The organism is Winogradskyella ludwigii, from assembly GCF_013403985.1.
GTDB lineage: Bacteria > Bacteroidota > Bacteroidia > Flavobacteriales > Flavobacteriaceae > Winogradskyella > Winogradskyella ludwigii.
The window spans coordinates 89603-106807 of record NZ_JABFDF010000007.1; the positions used below are offsets into that span (position 1 = coordinate 89603).

The 17205-nt window shown below is 31.6% G+C and carries 16 protein-coding genes; 1 reads left to right on the forward strand and 15 read right to left on the reverse strand.

Annotated features, from left to right (window positions below):
* Positions 1 to 5: 5 nt before the first annotated feature.
* The 9 genes from HM981_RS15635 to HM981_RS15675 all read right to left on the reverse strand — a co-directional run bounded on the left by HM981_RS15635 (position 6) and on the right by HM981_RS15675 (position 10163).
* On the reverse strand, positions 6 to 1925 hold the full coding sequence (locus HM981_RS15635) for a DUF3857 domain-containing protein (RefSeq protein WP_179339742.1): 1920 nt from the start codon (positions 1923 to 1925) through the stop codon (positions 6 to 8).
* A 237-nt stretch (positions 1926 to 2162) separates the two neighbouring features.
* On the reverse strand, positions 2163 to 2615 hold the full coding sequence (dtd, locus tag HM981_RS15640; protein ID WP_179339743.1) for a D-aminoacyl-tRNA deacylase: 453 nt from the start codon (positions 2613 to 2615) through the stop codon (positions 2163 to 2165).
* A gap of 25 nt (positions 2616 to 2640) precedes the next feature.
* Positions 2641 to 3594, reverse strand: coding sequence for a ribosome small subunit-dependent GTPase A (gene rsgA / locus HM981_RS15645; RefSeq protein WP_179339835.1), 954 nt, complete (start codon positions 3592 to 3594; stop codon positions 2641 to 2643).
* An 87-nt stretch (positions 3595 to 3681) separates the two neighbouring features.
* Positions 3682 to 5328 carry a hypothetical protein gene (locus HM981_RS15650; RefSeq protein ID WP_179339744.1) on the reverse strand — a complete coding sequence of 549 codons (1647 nt, stop codon included), beginning with the start codon at positions 5326 to 5328 and terminating at the stop codon, positions 3682 to 3684.
* Positions 5329 to 5459: 131 nt separating this feature from the next.
* Positions 5460 to 6092 carry a carboxypeptidase-like regulatory domain-containing protein gene (locus HM981_RS15655; protein ID WP_179339745.1) on the reverse strand — a complete coding sequence of 211 codons (633 nt, stop codon included), beginning with the start codon at positions 6090 to 6092 and terminating at the stop codon, positions 5460 to 5462.
* 146 nt (positions 6093 to 6238) lie between these two features.
* Positions 6239 to 7321 carry a bifunctional 3-deoxy-7-phosphoheptulonate synthase/chorismate mutase type II gene (locus tag HM981_RS15660; protein ID WP_179339746.1) on the reverse strand — a complete coding sequence of 361 codons (1083 nt, stop codon included), beginning with the start codon at positions 7319 to 7321 and terminating at the stop codon, positions 6239 to 6241.
* Positions 7322 to 7339: 18 nt separating this feature from the next.
* A complete protein-coding gene (locus HM981_RS15665; protein ID WP_179339747.1) occupies positions 7340 to 8191 on the reverse strand; it encodes a prephenate dehydrogenase in 852 nt (283 codons plus the stop codon).
* Between the two features lie 5 nt (positions 8192 to 8196).
* Entirely contained in the window at positions 8197 to 9339 is a 1143-nt protein-coding gene (locus HM981_RS15670; RefSeq protein WP_179339748.1) for a pyridoxal phosphate-dependent aminotransferase, read from the reverse strand.
* Positions 9336 to 10163 (reverse strand): prephenate dehydratase, encoded by an 828-nt coding sequence (locus tag HM981_RS15675; RefSeq protein ID WP_179339836.1) that lies wholly within the window; start codon positions 10161 to 10163, stop codon positions 9336 to 9338. The genes HM981_RS15670 and HM981_RS15675 overlap by 4 nt, the downstream gene beginning before the upstream one ends.
* A 317-nt stretch (positions 10164 to 10480) precedes the next feature.
* On the opposite strand from HM981_RS15675, the gene gldA reads away from it, so the two are divergent.
* Positions 10481 to 11374 carry a gliding motility-associated ABC transporter ATP-binding subunit GldA gene (gldA, locus tag HM981_RS15680; protein ID WP_179339749.1) on the forward strand — a complete coding sequence of 298 codons (894 nt, stop codon included), beginning with the start codon at positions 10481 to 10483 and terminating at the stop codon, positions 11372 to 11374.
* Between the two features lie 208 nt (positions 11375 to 11582).
* Here the strand turns inward: gldA and HM981_RS15685 are convergent, their stop codons facing one another.
* From HM981_RS15685 to HM981_RS15710, 6 genes are all read right to left on the reverse strand, one after another.
* Complete coding sequence (locus tag HM981_RS15685; protein WP_179339750.1) at positions 11583 to 12326, reverse strand: head GIN domain-containing protein; 744 nt, start codon at positions 12324 to 12326, stop codon at positions 11583 to 11585.
* Positions 12323 to 13417, reverse strand: coding sequence for an acyloxyacyl hydrolase (locus HM981_RS15690; RefSeq protein WP_179339751.1), 1095 nt, complete (start codon positions 13415 to 13417; stop codon positions 12323 to 12325). The genes HM981_RS15685 and HM981_RS15690 overlap by 4 nt, the downstream gene beginning before the upstream one ends.
* A gap of 58 nt (positions 13418 to 13475) precedes the next feature.
* Entirely contained in the window at positions 13476 to 14360 is an 885-nt protein-coding gene (gene cysM / locus HM981_RS15695; protein WP_179339752.1) for a cysteine synthase CysM, read from the reverse strand.
* Between the two features lie 4 nt (positions 14361 to 14364).
* Complete coding sequence (gene epsC / locus HM981_RS15700) at positions 14365 to 15102, reverse strand: serine O-acetyltransferase EpsC (RefSeq protein ID WP_179339753.1); 738 nt, start codon at positions 15100 to 15102, stop codon at positions 14365 to 14367.
* A gap of 469 nt (positions 15103 to 15571) precedes the next feature.
* Complete coding sequence (locus tag HM981_RS15705) at positions 15572 to 16621, reverse strand: NAD(P)/FAD-dependent oxidoreductase (protein ID WP_179339754.1); 1050 nt, start codon at positions 16619 to 16621, stop codon at positions 15572 to 15574.
* 3 nt (positions 16622 to 16624) lie between these two features.
* Positions 16625 to 17203, reverse strand: coding sequence for a precorrin-2 dehydrogenase/sirohydrochlorin ferrochelatase family protein (locus tag HM981_RS15710; RefSeq protein WP_179339755.1), 579 nt, complete (start codon positions 17201 to 17203; stop codon positions 16625 to 16627).
* Positions 17204 to 17205 lie beyond the last annotated feature (2 nt).

Consider the following 17205-nt stretch of genomic DNA (forward strand, 5'->3'; position numbering starts at 1 on the left):
AACTATTAAATAGAGACTAAGACTATTTTAGATTTGTCTGCTTTTACAATTTTCTTTTTAAAATCTCTGAAGCTATTATAGTCGTCTTTTTTATAATTCCCTTTATTTAGTATATAAGTTCTGGTGTATTTTATTTTATTATCTACTAAAACTTCCGATTTAAATGTGTAGCTGCCAAATTTGGTATTAAGTTCTTTTCCCTCACTCATCGCTTCGACTTTAAGTCCTTGAGGAATTTCAATTATAAATTCATCCACGTCTTTGAATGCGCGGTCTATTTTAAACTCTAGCTTTCTTTCTGAATATCTAGGTGGTATATTAGTCATCTTATTAAACATATTCGCTTGAAATATGAGTCTATTTCCACTCTTTGAGGCATAATTTGTAGACGATAGCTTTACACTTTCTTTATAAATTACATTCTCCTTATCATTTTTTATGATGACATCTTCAATCAAAGCTCCATTGATATTACTCCAATATTCTTTGTAATAAAGTCGCTGATTTCTAACTGTTTTATTTTCAATGCCTTCGTGTAAATTATACTGAAAACCTGTTGTTTCAATATTCACCTCTGCATTAAATCCGCCTGCATTATCTAGGTTAATGAATGCCGTTGTTTTCTGTACACTATCATCTGCCTTATACACTTTTGTATGAACTATTTCACCTCCTTCTGGCTTAATTAAAAGCACATCTCTATCGTCTGTAAAACCTGCGGTAAAGCCAAATGGATTGGTTTGACTTGTACACTCTAAAAAAACATAATCATCATTATTAGGTAATGCTAATATAACATGATTTGTTTGGCCTTGAAAAGACACAAAATTTTTATCTACATCTTGAATATTACTTGAACCAAATAATCTTGTATAATAAGATTCTACTCCTACAAGATCGAGTAATGCTTTAGTATAGTTTGAAAGTCCTTTACAATCTCCGTATTTAACGCTATCTACAGTTAATGCATCTATCGGTTGCATTCCTCCAATACCTTCCTGAACACTGATGTACCTCGTGTTTTGCTGTACATAATTGTATATTATCTTGGCTTTATCTAAAGGACTTTCCACATCTTTAACTAAAGCCTCTACTAGTCTTTTTGTTTTTTCGGGTAACACTAATTTGTCTTTTAGCATTTTTTCATACATCCATTTCCCTTGGCTTCCCCAATCTCCATTTCTCCCTTCTACACCACTAATCATAAATTTATCTAAAGCTAAACTTAACCTTGGTGCTATAAATGATAATTTTGGACTATATGCTTCATACTCAATTGAGGATAAATTTTCAGCTTTGTAATAATAATCGGATACTTTTTCAATGCTTAAACCTTCAAAATTTTCTTCTTTGAATTTTATATCTACTCCTAAATTATTTTCAATTTTAAATTCTGAATACTGAACTGCCAAATAATAACCATCTATTGGCATCCAATGCGGTAGATAAGACGTGCTTTCATAATGAACCTCAGATTGAAACTCAATAGTGTATGGATATTTCAAAGGCTTATAATCATAATACATTACTCTATCATCAGAGTAAAGTGTACCACCACTTACGGCACTTTCGTCGGTGAAATCCGATTTTTTAATTTTTTTAATCTCTTCGCCTAGGCTGTTAAAAATCTCAATTTCGATTTTTTTTATTTTTGTATCTTCACTATAATGTGCGTATGCCTTGGCTTGCCTAACACCTTCTTTATTAAATACGGTGACAATTCGTTTTGTCCTAATGACCATATCATCATAATCGTTAATTACGATTTGTTTACTCGCATGCCTTACAACTGCGTTAACATTTACCATTAGTTCTTGCGGAACAAGTAATGCATTATATACATCTTGAGATTGAGAAAAGCAAAAAATTGAAACGAAAAAAAAGTAAGAAAAAAGGCTTCTCTTGTCAGTTAGTGATTTGAGCATTAGATAGTTTTGATTGGTCTACAATATATAACGGAAACTTAAATTACCAAACTATTTCTTACATATATTTCCCACCTATCGCGACTATTCGACAATCTACCTGATCGTTTCAATATTTAACGAATTTTTCTGATTGTAATTGACCAATTATTATTTTCAAATAATACAAAACTATTTCCTTTCTCAAAAGATAAAGAAGTATTTAGAATTGCAACCGTTATTGTATGATTTTGGATGTTACTCTTTGTTCTTAGAGTCGATAATTATTGTAACAGGACCATCATTTACCAAATGCACTTTCATATCTGCTCCAAATTCTCCTGTTTGTATTGGTTTACCTAATGTATTTTGAAGCGTTTGAACAAATGCTTCATACAACGGAATTGCAATATCTGGTTTTGCGACTTTAATATAACTTGGTCGGTTTCCTTTTTTTGTACTCGCCTGAAGTGTGAACTGACTTACTAAAATAATATCTCCTTCCGAAGCTTTTAAAGAGGTATTCATCACGCCTTCTTCATCTGGAAAAATGCGAAGGTTAATTATCTTATTACATAGCCAGTTAATGTCTTCTTGGCAATCTTCAGTAACAATGCCTACAAGAATAAGGAGTCCTTTTTGTATTGATGCTACTTCTGTATTATTTATAACAACTGAAGCTTCAGAAACTCTTTGTATGACTATTTTCATAATTCAATTGTCTACTAAAGACTAACTACTTAACCTCGTCCCAATTATCAGTTCTATAATGTTCATCTTCTCCTTCTAAAATCTGAACGTAACTTTTATATCTTGAATAAGACACCTCATTAGCTTCTAAGGCATCTTTTACAGCACACTTTGGTTCGTTTAAATGAATACAATTATTAAACTTACAGTCTTGTTTTAATGCAAAAAACTCAGGAAAATAATCACCTATTTCTTCTTTCTCCATATCAACCACGCCAAAACCTTTAATACCTGGCGTATCAATAATTTTTGCATCAAAACTTAAATCGAACATCTCTGCAAATGTTGTGGTATGTTGCCCTTGACTGTGTTGCGTTGAAATAGCTTTAGTTTTTAAATCTAAAGAGGGCTCTATGGCATTTACCAAAGTAGATTTACCAACACCAGAATGACCAGCAAACATGCTTACTTTACCAAGCATTAAATCTTTTACTTTATCGATATTTTTTCCTGTAGTTGCAGAAATACCAATACACTGGTAACCGATTGCACGATAAATACTTGCTAAATACTTTACCTCTAGCAAGGTCTCATCATCATAGGTGTCTACTTTGTTAAAAAGTAAAACGGTTTTAATAGAATAAGCCTCTGCAGTCACTAAAAAACGATCTATAAACGTTGTAAATGTCGGCGGATTATCAATAGTAACCATCAAGAATACTTGATCTATATTTGATGCGATAATATGTGTCTGTTTAGAAAGATTAACAGATTTACGAACGATATAATTTGTTCGTTCTTCAATACGATTAATAATACCTGTTTTTGTATTATTTTTTTCCTCTAACTCAAATTCTACTATGTCACCAACAGCAATTGGATTAGTGCTCTTAATGCCTTGTAGCCTAAAACGCCCCTTAATTCTACATTCATAGAATTTGCCATTTAAGGTTTTTACTGTGTACCAGCTGCCTGTAGATTTATATACTGTTCCTGTCATTAATACAAAGATGACCATTATTGTTTAATGGAACAAAAAAAGGCTATCTATTAGATAGCCTTTTTCTTAAGTTCTTTAATTTTTCTACTATTTGATACTCATTCTACCTAATTTATCCTTGCTTTTTCTTGAAGAATAAATAATATATTCAGAAGGAGATGTTCTATAATATACTCTTGGACGCAAAACTAGTTGATATTTTTCAACATTCTCTTGATCTAATCTCGTAAAACTTCCATCCTTATTAAAAGTCATAGCTGCTGGAACGGCTTTATTGTAATTCCCTAACCATTTGATATCTTCAATATCTGTAACACCATAATTTTTAGGATTATCATTAAAAATAACCGTCAGTTTATCATTATGGTAAATAGGCATTGCACTTAAATATTCAGGTCCTTTTCCCATTACAGTTAATGGCACCATAATACCTGCACTTACAGAAAAGTTTCCTTGATTTGAAAAGCCAAAAATACCTAAAGACAAAGTTGTATAACTTGCCTTTTGTTTTTTAGGTATAACGTTAGACCAAGCCACTGTGCCATCAGGATTTAATGAGGTTACAATAATTTCATTATTTACAAATGTAACTGGTGTAAATGCCAATGGGCCAATACCAGAAGATTGTCCTTGGATTATTAATTGATACTCTGACAGTAAAATTAAACCACCATCATTTTTTTCAATTAAACTATGTGTTACATACAATGGCTTAACATCTTTTCCTTTTTTAGCGCGACGCTCCCCTATTAATTTAGCTTTAGTTTCATAATCAAACTCATTAAAATTAAGTCGTTCAACTTCATTATTAGCAACGGAAATTGCAGCTGCATAAATCCCTTTTAATTCTTTATTTGCTTTACCATTCTTTCTTACACTAGAATAGAAACCAACCAAATGAAGCTTACCTTCTTTATTGGCTAACATTTCACAATTAATAATTTCTTTATCTGTAAATTTTATATCAATAACTTCTTTAGCATATCCATTAGCACTTTTAAACGCATGGACTTGAAATTTTTCATTATTCGTTTTTGTTTTTCGGTCTCTAAAACTTTCATTAATAACTATGAAGACATCGTCATTAACACTAACGTCGTAATCTGATATGGTAAACTCAAGATCTTTTCTATCTTCAAAAGGAACCTTTTCAATATGAGACATCGCTGTATCTAAATTCTCGTCTAATAATTTAATTTCGTATTGAATGACTTCTTCTTTATCAAAAAGTGCTGCATGCATAATTAGAAATCTATCTCCAGTTGGAGAATCCTTGAAGTAAAATGCTCCTTGTTCTCTTTTCTTAGTTACTTTAGTAGAGAATATCTTCACGAAATCATTAGATAGTTTTCCATCAGGTAAAACTTCCACACCAAATAAATGAGCCGTTTTTCCTTTTTTGTCGTAAACACTACCAAAAACATAAACTTTACTACCAATTAGTGTAATCTCTTCAAAATCTATAGACCGATCTTTAAAATCTGAAAGATCTATTTCGTTTGTAGAAATAAGCGACATATCTGACGACTTAAAAACTTTAATAAAATATTTTTTTTTCTTGTTAGCGAGGGCAAAAACTTTTCCATCAACCTCTCCTGCTATTCTAACAATTTTTTGAGAATTATCTTCTATTTCAGTACCATGAGTAAACGTAAAATCTCCAACTTGAATTTGAGAAAATGAGAAAATGGTAAAGAACAAAGAAACAGTAAGGGTTACGTAATTTTTATACATATTAGTAGGTTTAGTGTTAAGCACACAATTATAAGTGTTTTTATTTCAAAAAACTTTATTAATTTAACATAATATTTTAATTTGTCTATATATTAAACTTGAAAAAGGCTCGCAAACTGCGAGCCTTTTCCTTAACCCTTTATGGCTTTTATGGATTCCATTAGTTTTCCATCTGCAATAATGTTTACAATATAAATTCCTTTTGAAAATTGAGAGAGATCAATACTACCTATTTCTCCAAATTTTTGATAGGTCGAATTCTGAATTATACGACCAGATATATTCGCTATTACAACTTCTACTTTATTATAATTTTCAGTCAACTTTAATTGAAAGATGCCGTTTGATGATGGATTTGGGAAAAGTTTGTTTTTTTCTAGTTCAGTTTCCCAATATGTTAGAGACGTTATACAAATCCCACAACTTGTAGTACAGCATCTATATCTGCTATTATACGCAACCACAACAACTTCATCTAAGTGACTATCATCTTCAAGTTTAATTTCAAATTTTTCTTTTTTATTTACTACTAATTCTTTGGTTTCATAACCCAAATAAGAAACAGATAATGTATCTCCTTTCTTGGCTTCAATTTTAAATTCACCATTGGTGTTTGTTGCAATTCCTGTTGTAGAGTTTTTAATAATTACGCTAGCTGATTCTAAAGGAATAGAATCATTGGTTACAATACCAGTTATTAACATTTGTGCAGTTGTGATAAAACTTAAACATAATGCAACTGTAAATAGAGTCATTTTTTTCATGAGTAATTGGTTTTGGTTAATATTCCAAACTTATCACGAAACACAATATCAAAAAAACCAAAATGAGTAACTCCTACTTATCAGTGCGTAAACACACTAAATAAAAAAGGCTCGCAAATTGCGAGCCTTTTTTATTTAGTGTAATCCTAGTGATTAATAATTTTTTCTTGATGATTAATTGATTCTTGATGAATCGCTTTAAACATGCGTAAAATAAATTCTTCACTTAATCCTCTTTCTTCACCTTCTAATACCATTTTACCTAAAATCTCATTCCAACGTTTACTTTGTAATACAGCAACGTTCTTTTGTTTTTTAAGTCCTCCGATACCATCAGCAACCTTCATACGTTTCCCTAATAAATCAAGAATCTGGTTGTCTACAACATCAATCTGAGCTCTTAAGTTATTAAGTTCAGAGTTATATTCTGCTTCAGAATCCGTCTCTTTTCTTATTTTAAGATCTTCCATGATTCTAACTAAAGATTCTGGCGTAACTTGTTGAGCTGCGTCACTCCAAGCATTTTCAGGATCGAAATGTGTTTCTATCATTAACCCATCAAAATTAAGATCTAGTGCTGTTTGACAAACATCAAAAATCATATCTCTATTTCCTGTAATATGAGAAGGATCATTAATTAAAGGTAAATCTGGAAATTTATTTTGAAACTCAATAGCGATTTGCCATTCTGGAATATTTCTATATTTAGATTTCTCGTATGTAGAGAATCCTCTATGGATTGCACCTAAATTTTTAATTCCAGCAGTATGCAATCTTTCAATACCACCTAACCATAATGATAAATCTGGATTTACCGGATTTTTAACCAATACAATTTTATCAGTTCCTGCTAATGCGTCAGCAATTTCTTGCATTATAAAAGGACTCACGGTAGAACGTGCTCCAATCCATAATAAATCTACATCATACTCTAAAGCTAATTTTACGTGCGCTGCATTTGCAACTTCCGTACAAGTTTTCATTCCTGTTTCTGCTTTTACTTTCTGTAACCATTTTAAACCTAATGCACCAACGCCTTCAAAATTTCCTGGACGTGTTCTTGGTTTCCAAATACCTGCTCTAAAGTAATTAACATCAGTATCTTTAAGCTCGTGAGCTATTCTTAATACTTGTTCTTCTGTTTCTGCGCTACATGGTCCTGCTATTACTAGTGGATGATCTAGATTCATATCATCCAACCATGTTCTCATTTCTTTTTTGTTTTCCATTTTCTACTAATCTAATTACTATTGTATTCCGTTTAAAATATCTTTTATATGATTTGTTTTTTCCATTTCGTTATAAACAGCGTCAAAATCTTCTTCTTCCATCAGTTGTTTAAAATGCTTTAGATTATTAATATACTCATCTAAAGTTTCTATAACGTTGGCTTTATTTTGCTTAAAAATTGGTGTCCACATCGCTGGTGAACTTTTTGCCAAACGTACTGTACTTGCAAATCCACTACCTGCCATATCAAAGATATCGCGTTCATTTCTTTCTTTATCTATTACTGTTTTACCCAACATAAATGCACTAATATGTGATAAATGTGATACGTAAGCGATGTGTTTATCGTGTGCTTTTGGATTCATATAACGAATACGCATGCCTAAATCCGAAAATAATTTTAATGCCTTTTCCTGGAGCTTAAAAGCTGTTTCTTCTACCTCACAAATTATATTTGTCTTGCCTTTATACAAGTTAAGAATTGCTGCTTTTGGTCCAGAATGTTCTGTTCCTGCAATAGGATGCACTGCCAAATAATTTCTTCGTTTTGGATGATTTCTCACCGTATCACAAATATCTACTTTAGTAGAACCTACATCAAATACAATAGTGTTGTCTGAAACCAGATCTAAAACTTTAGGTAAAACCACTAATGTTGCATCTACAGGAATCGCCAAAATTACCATATCTGCTTTGTCTAAATCTTCAAGTTTTGCTTTTTCATCAATAACACCTAATTGCAAAGCTTCATCTAAGTGTGCTTCAGTTGTATCAATACCAAAAACCTTACATTTAGGATGCAAAGCCTTTATATCTAAAGCAAGGCTTCCTCCAATTAATCCTGTTCCTATAATAAAAATAGTTTTCATATCTATTATACTCTAGCTATTGCTTCTTTAATTACTTCTTGAGAGGCACATAACGAAAATCGCACGTAACCCTCACCATTACTACCAAAAACTGTTCCTGGAGTTATAAATATAGAATGCTCTTTTAAAACTAAATCCGTAAATTCTTCAGATTTAATATGTGGTGGTAATTTTGCCCAAACAAATAATCCGGTTGCATCTTTATCATACGTACAATTAAGACTATCTGCTAATTCCCATATTAATTCTCGTCGTTGATGATATACACTGTTCAAACTTTGAAACCACATATTTGTACATTTTAAGGCTTCAATCGCTCCTTTCTGAATGCCATAAAACATACCAGAATCCATATTACTTTTTACACGTAACACAGCACTTATAAAATCGTAATTACCAACTAACATTCCTACACGCCAACCAGACATGTTAAACGTTTTACTTAAGGAATTTAGTTCTAAACAGACATCTTTTGCATCCTTGTATCTAAAAATACTAATAGGCTTATCGTTAAGAATAAAACTATAAGGATTATCATTTACAATTAATATATCATGTCGTTTTCCAAAGGCAATCACCTTGTCATAAAACTTATTAGTGGCATTTGCTCCTGTTGGCATATGCGGATAATTGATCCACATGATTTTTACACGCTTTAAATCTAAACGTTCTAAAGCATTAAAATCGGGTTCCCAATTTTTGTCTTCTTTTAAATCATATAACACCGGCTTTGCCTCTAAAAGTTTTGTTACAGCTGCATATGTAGGATAACCAGGGTTAGGAATTAATACTTTATCTCCTTTATTTAAAAAAGCCATAGAAATGTGCATAATGCCTTCCTTGCTTCCCATTAATGGTAACACTTCCGTTTGCGCACTTAAATTAACTTTATAGTTTGCTTTATAGAAATTTGAAATACCTTCTCTTAGCTCTGGTAATCCTTGATAACTTTGATATTGATGTGCTTTTTCGTCTATTAAACTATCTTGAAGCGCCATAGATGCCTTAAAAGGTGGCTCTAAATCTGGACTACCAATTGCTAAACTAATAATTGGTTTGCCTTGAGATTTTAAAAACGCAACTTCTCGCAATTTTTTAGAAAAATAGTATTCTTCGACATTCTGTAAACGTTTTGCAACTTCTATCATAGTCTTGCATTTTTATATTCTCCCAATACTTTTAAATTCTCTGCCATTAACATTATTATAGACTTTGCTTTTTCATAATCTTTATAAGAACCAAATGTAACATCTACGAAAAACGCATATTTCCAAGGGGTTTCAATTTTTGGTAAAGATTGTATTTTAGTGAGGTTAAGTTTACAATCGCTAACCACATTTAAAATCGCTGCTAAACTTCCTCGCTTGTGATCTAATTCGAATTTTAAAGAGGCTTTATTTACCTCATCTTTTTTAAGATTATCATCTTCACGTTTTACAATTACAAAACGCGTTTCATTATGTTTTATAGTCTGAATACTTTCTGCTAAAATATTTAGACCATATAATTCTGCTGCATTTTTACTTGCAATTGCAGCAATCCCTTTAATATTCTGCTCTGAAATTTGCTTAGCGACATCTGCGGTATCTTTAGCTTCTACCAATTTAATGTGTGGGTATTGCTTAAAAAATGCCTTACATTGTAATAATGCCATAGGATGCGAATGCACTTCCGTAATATTAGAAATAGACTGACCTTCTAAAACCAACAAATTATGCTGTATGTCTAAATAATACTCACCAATAATCGCCAAGTTATGCGTATCTATAAGTGCATAATTAGGAATTATTGAACCTGCTATAGAATTCTCTAATGCCATTACAATAAAGTCTGAATCTGCTTTTTGCAAACTTTCAACGGTACTATCAAAAGACATACATTCCACAACTTCCGTTTGATCACTAAAATAGCGCTGAGCGACTTCGTGATGAAACGATCCTTTAATTCCTTGTATGGCAATTGGTTTTTTCAAATTATCCATTCTATTATTAATTTTCAACTTTTAAAATTGAAACAAAAAAAAAGCCTCGATTAAATCGAGACTTTATAAATTATATTTTAAATAAAACATACTAAGTCTCGTTCCTTTAGCTAAAAAAGAAGTAAAACCAGTTATAATATGCTCTAGATATGTTCATTGTTGTAATTATACTGCTAATGTAATTATTATTTTTACAAATCAAAATTGTTGAATTGCTTTTTTACAAATTATTTCAATCTTTTAAAGAATTATCATTAATTGCTGTACAATATTTGGAATTACTTATTTTTGACTAAATCTCTTTTTCTATGTCCATTGAAGTTCAAAACATTACAAAACTATACAAAGATCAAAAGGCTCTAAATAATGTATCATTTAAGATAAATGATGCAGAGATCGTGGGTTTCCTTGGACCTAATGGTGCAGGAAAATCTACAATGATGAAAATTTTAACCACTTATATTGAAGCCTCGGAAGGCAATGCCAATGTTAATGGTTTTAATGTTACTTCAGATAAAAAACGTGTACAAAGTAGTGTTGGGTATTTACCTGAGCACAATCCGCTTTATACCGATTTGTATGTTAAAGAATATTTGAATTTTAATGCGAATGTTTATGGTACTTCTAAATCTAGAATTGAAGAAGTAATTGAACTCACAGGATTACAACCTGAAGCGCACAAAAAAATAAGTCAATTATCTAAAGGTTACAGACAACGTGTTGGTTTGGCAAATGCGTTGTTACACAATCCTGAGGTTTTAATTTTAGATGAACCAACAACAGGTCTAGATCCCAACCAATTGGTAGATATTAGAAATTTAATTAAAACGATTGGTAAAGAAAAAACAGTCTTTTTGTCTACACATATCATGCAAGAAGTTGAAGCCATGTGCGATCGTGTAATTATTATAAATAAAGGTGAAGTTGTTGCAGACAAGTACTTAAAAGATTTACGTGAAGGCCAAGAACAGATTGTAATTGTAGAGTTTGATTACCGCGTTGAGGATGCCTTCTTATTACGACTACCTAAAGTAGGTTCTGTAAAAAACACACATAGTTTTGTTTATGAAATCACCTTTTCTACTAAAGAAGATATGCGTTCTCATGTATTTGATTTTGCTCACGATAATGATTTAAAAATTCTACAACTAAATCAAAAAAACACAAGTTTAGAGAGTTTATTTAGAGAGTTGACGAGTTAAAAAATGATAGGCGAATTTATAGTAGACGTTCTTTTTACTGGAATCGTTGAATCCTCACCGAAATTTATAGGTACATCTGTACGTTGGTGTTTTTACTTAGGCAAAAAAAGTTACACTACCGTTTTTAAGGAAGATTGGAATAAACGTGTTGGCTTTGTTGTAATCTGCATTATTATCTTGCTAATAATAGTACTTAATAATTAAGCCATTAATTAAAAATTAACTGACCTGTATAAAAACGTTCCACCTCAACTATTGGTGGCTCGTTAACCAAAATTAAATCTCCAGTCCCTCTTAACTCTCCTGTTATTGATTGCTGAGGGTTTACTATAACATCGTTAGTTCCGCGATGAAAAATAATGACGTTCTGAGCAATTAAGTTTTCAGCTTCAAAGCGTCCTGATCCGGAATAGATACCAACATTTAATGTTCCTACAACACCATCAATGTAATAAAACGATAAATTATTTGAGATCACTTTAAGAGTTTCAGAATTAATAGAAAGTCTAAAATCACCTATTGTAAATTCATTTTCTGTATTAAAATCTTCGGAGAATAAGGTTAACGTATTATAATTTAAAATACCATTTGAAGAAATTTCATATTGAGATGATGTTCTTATTTCTTTAAGATTAGGTGCTTCAACATAAATTTTAGTAATGCCATAATCTCTTACGTAATTGCAGTTATTATTATCTACAAGAACTAATTGATCTCCTATAACTTCTACCTCAACATCATTAATTAAGTTCTCCCCTGTTTCAATAGTGACTTTATAATCTGGTGCTTGCGTAATTATTAATTCAATATCTCTGTGAACCATAATACGCTCAAAACTAGACACAGAAACCTCTTGTAATATACTATTTCCTGAGGTTTGAAAACAATCGTTAGCATCTTCGCTGTTGCAAGCCAATAGTAATAGACTTAATATGTAAACTAATTTTCTCATAATCTTACACCGATTCCAAATTCTACAGCTTCAGCCTTTGCACCATGTGATTTTAAAGTAATGGCTCCAAAAAATTGTTTTCCAAAATAGCGTTTTAAGCCTATGCGTAAATACGTTCGTCCTTCAAAATCATAAGGATAATAGACGTAATAGCCCAATTGCGTTTCTACGGACATTTTATTAATAAATAACTCATGACCAACAAAAAGTCCTGCACGTTTATAGTCTTCATCTCCTGTAACATCTTCTTCAGGAAATGATACCGATTTGTAATATATTAATTCCTTTAAAAAGTTAGAGAAAAAGACATCTGCTCCAAATTGAATAGCACTTACATGACTTAATCGTTTATCTGCGTAAGCAGACACAATGTAGAATGGAAATTGACCGCTTCCTATAATATCACTTTGATTGATTCCTGATCTAAAGGCTAAATTATATTTTATTTTTTCTGTGAATTTTTCGTCATCAACAGTTTTAATAAAGTCTTGATCTTCGACATCTAACTGATAAGTTAAACCTACATTAAAAGCGATAGTATTCACGCTTGTATTTGGCGCTTTAACATTGGCATTAGAATAGTGCACTAAAGTTAAGCCTGTTTGAAAGCCTATATTATTAAAAAGTCTGTCTTTTTTATAATTAAGCATGAGATAAGTAGAACTCAATATATCTGATCCGAAAGCAATATTCTTTGGATTGGTATACTTATCATAAGGATTTGTGTTATACGCTAAACCTTGCGCAATACGAAACATAACGTTACGCTTGAAGAAATAGAAATTGTAATGCGCATAAAGCCCATAACTATTCCCTAAGACTTCATTTTTTAAATCTTGATACATAAAAGACGCACCATAATCTGGATAATTAAAACGCTCTTCCCAAGTTTCGTTTCCAAACGTTTTTTTATTCCAACCGAAAACAAAACCTTCAGGATGCCCTTTAATTAAATGAAGAATATCATTATTATGAAGTGCTATGTTGCCTCCAAAATAATTTAAATCAAAATAAGAATTGGTTGGTTTCTCTTCTTGTGAAAAAGACAACAACCCAATTAAGGTTATTAAACTCGTAAGCCAGTACTTCATAAATGATTGGTTACTGGCAAAAATATAATAATAAAGTTTATTTAGTTTAAATTATGCTTTATAAAGCATCAAATAAGGTAGACGACAAATAGCGATCACCTCTATCGCAAATAATTGCAACAACAATCCCTTTGTCTAACGTTTCAATAAGTTTTAAAGCTGTTGCAACAGAACCTCCACTGCTCATACCAGCAAATATGCCTTCTTCTTTAGCTAATCTTTGCGTCATTTTGGTTGCTTCTAACTGACTAACTTCTATTACTTGATCAACTTTTGAAGGATCAAAAATACTAGGCACGTACTCTGTAGACCATTTTCTAATTCCAGGAATACGAGAACCGTCTGCAGGTTGCGCACCAATAATTTGAATGTCCTTATTTTGTTCTTTTAAAAATGTAGATGTTCCCATTATAGTTCCTGTGGTTCCCATGGCAGAAACAAAATGCGTTACCTCACCTTTGGTATCTCTCCAAATTTCTGGACCTGTAGTTTTATAATGTGCTTTCCAATTATCGTTATTTTCAAACTGATTTAATAACGTGTATCTTTTTTGATCGCGCATATTAAAAGCAACATCTCTTGAACCTTCAATTCCTCTATCTGCAGACGTTAAAATAACCTCAGCACCATAAGCTTTCATCGTTTTTACGCGTTCTTCAGTTGCTGTTTCCGGCATCACCAATGAAATTTGTAGCCCAAACATTTGTGCTACATACGCTAAAGCAATTCCTGTGTTACCACTCGTGGCTTCAACTAAACGACCACCTTTTTCAATATCTCCGCGCTTTATAGCTTCAGAAATCATATTAAATGCTGGTCTATCTTTAACGCTTCCTCCAGGATTATTTCCTTCTAACTTTAGTAAAAGTTTGACGTTAGGATTTGTAACTAGATTTACAGTTTCTACAAGTGGTGTATTACCTATTTCGTTTAGTATGCTCATATCTTTATATACTCGATATTTTAATATCTGATTTATACGTTACCACAGAATTCTTTGGAATGGATTGTGTAATCCAAACATTAGCTCCTATGACACTATTTTCGCCAATAACTACATCTCCTCCGAGAATAGTTGCATTAGCATAAATGGTTACATAATCTAAAATGGTTGGATGTCTTTTTATATTATTTAATGACTTATCCACTTTTATCCCTCCTAACGTTACCCCTTGATATATGGTTACATTATTACCAATAATTGAGGTTTCACCAATAACAACGCCTGTGGCATGATCAATAAAAAATGCACTTCCTATGGTAGCTCCAGGATGAATATCTGTACCTGTAACGCTATGGGCGTATTCACTTATCATTCTTGGTAAAATAGGAATATCTAGAGACCATAAAATATGACTAATACGATACATTGTTATAGCATAAAACCCAGGATAAGACAAATACACTTCTTTTATGCTTTTTGCTGCAGGATCTGTATCGTAAGCTGCTTTTGCATCTAAATATAGAAGTTGATCTAAGGTTTTTATTTCTGTTTCAAATAGATCCCACTTGTTCTCACATAGTCCGCATTCTAAGCCTTCAGAAACTTTGAAAAAAGATTTTTTTATCGAATCTAATTGTTGTTTCTGACTTGTTGATGTTTCTAAAACACAATAAAACAATTCCCTAGCGAGATCTTCTACTTGTTCTTTAAATCTTAGTGGAATTTGTAATGAAACATTCATAGGACAATTTTATATTTTTAATGTATTGAAATCATTTCATTGATCAAATTATGAACGCAATGAAACCTATTATTCTGTGGGACTAACTTAGCTACAGAATAACCAACATTAAACAAAAATAAGTATTGTTATGCTATTTTGAATACTTCTAAACTTATCTTAACTTTTCTTTTACTTCTAAAATTAAAAATTAAGCTCAATTTATATAAAAAGTGATACAATTAAAGACGTTATAGTTAGTGCTACAATCTGAACTAAAAATCTAAAATCGGCTTTATGCTTTTCAATTAATTTCATATTTCAAGGGGCTTTTACAAAAAAATAAAATTCAATTTTGGTATTTATTTAAAGTACAAATATCTAACTAAAATGAAATTCTAATGTTAATTAAACCCTAAGAAAAAGTTACCCTTAATAACAAAATTACGACTCCACAACGCACTTATGAAGTGTTAAGTTAAAGTCGCTCTTAAACAATAGCTTTTACAACTGCTTTTGGTGATTCTTTTCGTGTTCCATCAAAACCATTAATTCCACTTACTGTCGTGTATTTTAAGACAAATTTCTTTCCTGGATTTAGTCTTTTGTAAGCCGATTGACACATTAATGTTGCTTCATGAAATCCACAAAGAATCAATTTTAGTTTGCCCTCGTATGTATTAACATCTCCAATAGCATAAATACCTGGAATGTTAGTTTGGTAATCTACTGTATCTACTTTTATGGCATTCTTTTCAATCTCAAGTCCCCAATCTCCAATTGGACCTAATTTTGGTGATAATCCAAAAAGCGGAATAAACTCATCAGCCTCTAAAACATCCGTAATTCCATCTTTAGTAACAGAGACTCCTTCTAAATGTTTATCTCCATGTAACCCTGTTATTTCGGCTGGAGTAATTAGATTAATTTTATTAAGTAATTTTAGTTCTTGGACTTTTTCTACAGAATCTAAAGCTCCTCTAAATTCATTTCTTCTATGCACCAAAGTGACTTCTGAAGCTACATCTGCTAAGAAAATACTCCAATCTAATGCAGAATCTCCTCCTCCTGCAATCACAACTTTTTTATCGCGATAAACTTCTGGATCTTTTATAAAATAAGCAAGACCTTTGTCTTCATACTTTTCAATACCTTCTAACTTTGGTTTTCTTGGCTCAAAACTTCCTAAACCACCAGCAATGGCAATTATTGGTGCATGATGCTGCGTGCCTTTATTTGTAGTTACAATAAAACTACCATCATCTTGTTTTTCTATTGTTTCTGCACGTTCACCTAATGTAAAACCAGGTTGAAATTGCTTGCCTTGTTCTAATAAATTAGATGTTAAATCTCCTGCTAATATTTCTGGAAAACCAGGAATATCATAAATAGGTTTTTTAGGATATAATTCTGAACATTGACCACCAGCTTGTGGTAAAGCATCAATTAAATGACATTTTAATTTTAATAATCCTGCTTCAAAAACGGTGAATAGACCTGTTGGTCCTGCTCCTATGATAAGTATATCTGTTTTAATCATAATCTATTTTTTTTCCACTAAACCTTTAGTGAATTCGTTTAATGTTTCGACTTTCTGCTCAAAGTCTCCCTTTATTGTTTTTCTATATTCATTGAGATTCTTTACCAAATCATCAATATTTTCTGGAATTACATCTTCAAAAAATTGACGTAATCGTTTTGCTGTAGTTGGTGATTTTCCGTTAGTAGAAATTGCCACTTTAACATTACCTTTTGTAACAATACCTCCCATATAAAAATCGCAATATGGTGGATTATCTGCTACATTTACTAACTTATCTAATAACCTACAATCGTTGTAAACTTCAATATTTACTTCTGGTAAGTCTGTTGTTGCAATCACCATGTGATGCCCTTTTAAATACATTTTATTATAGCTATCGTCAATACGTTTTACATTTCCTATTTTGGCGATTTCTATAGTACCTTCTCTATACATTGGAGATACCATAGTTACGTTAGCATCTGGACTGGATTTTAATAAAAAAGTCAATTTCTCTTCTGCGACAAGTCCGCCACCAACAATTAAAACATTAAGATTTTTCGCTTTTAAAAAGACAGGATATAAGTTATTTCTTCCCATAA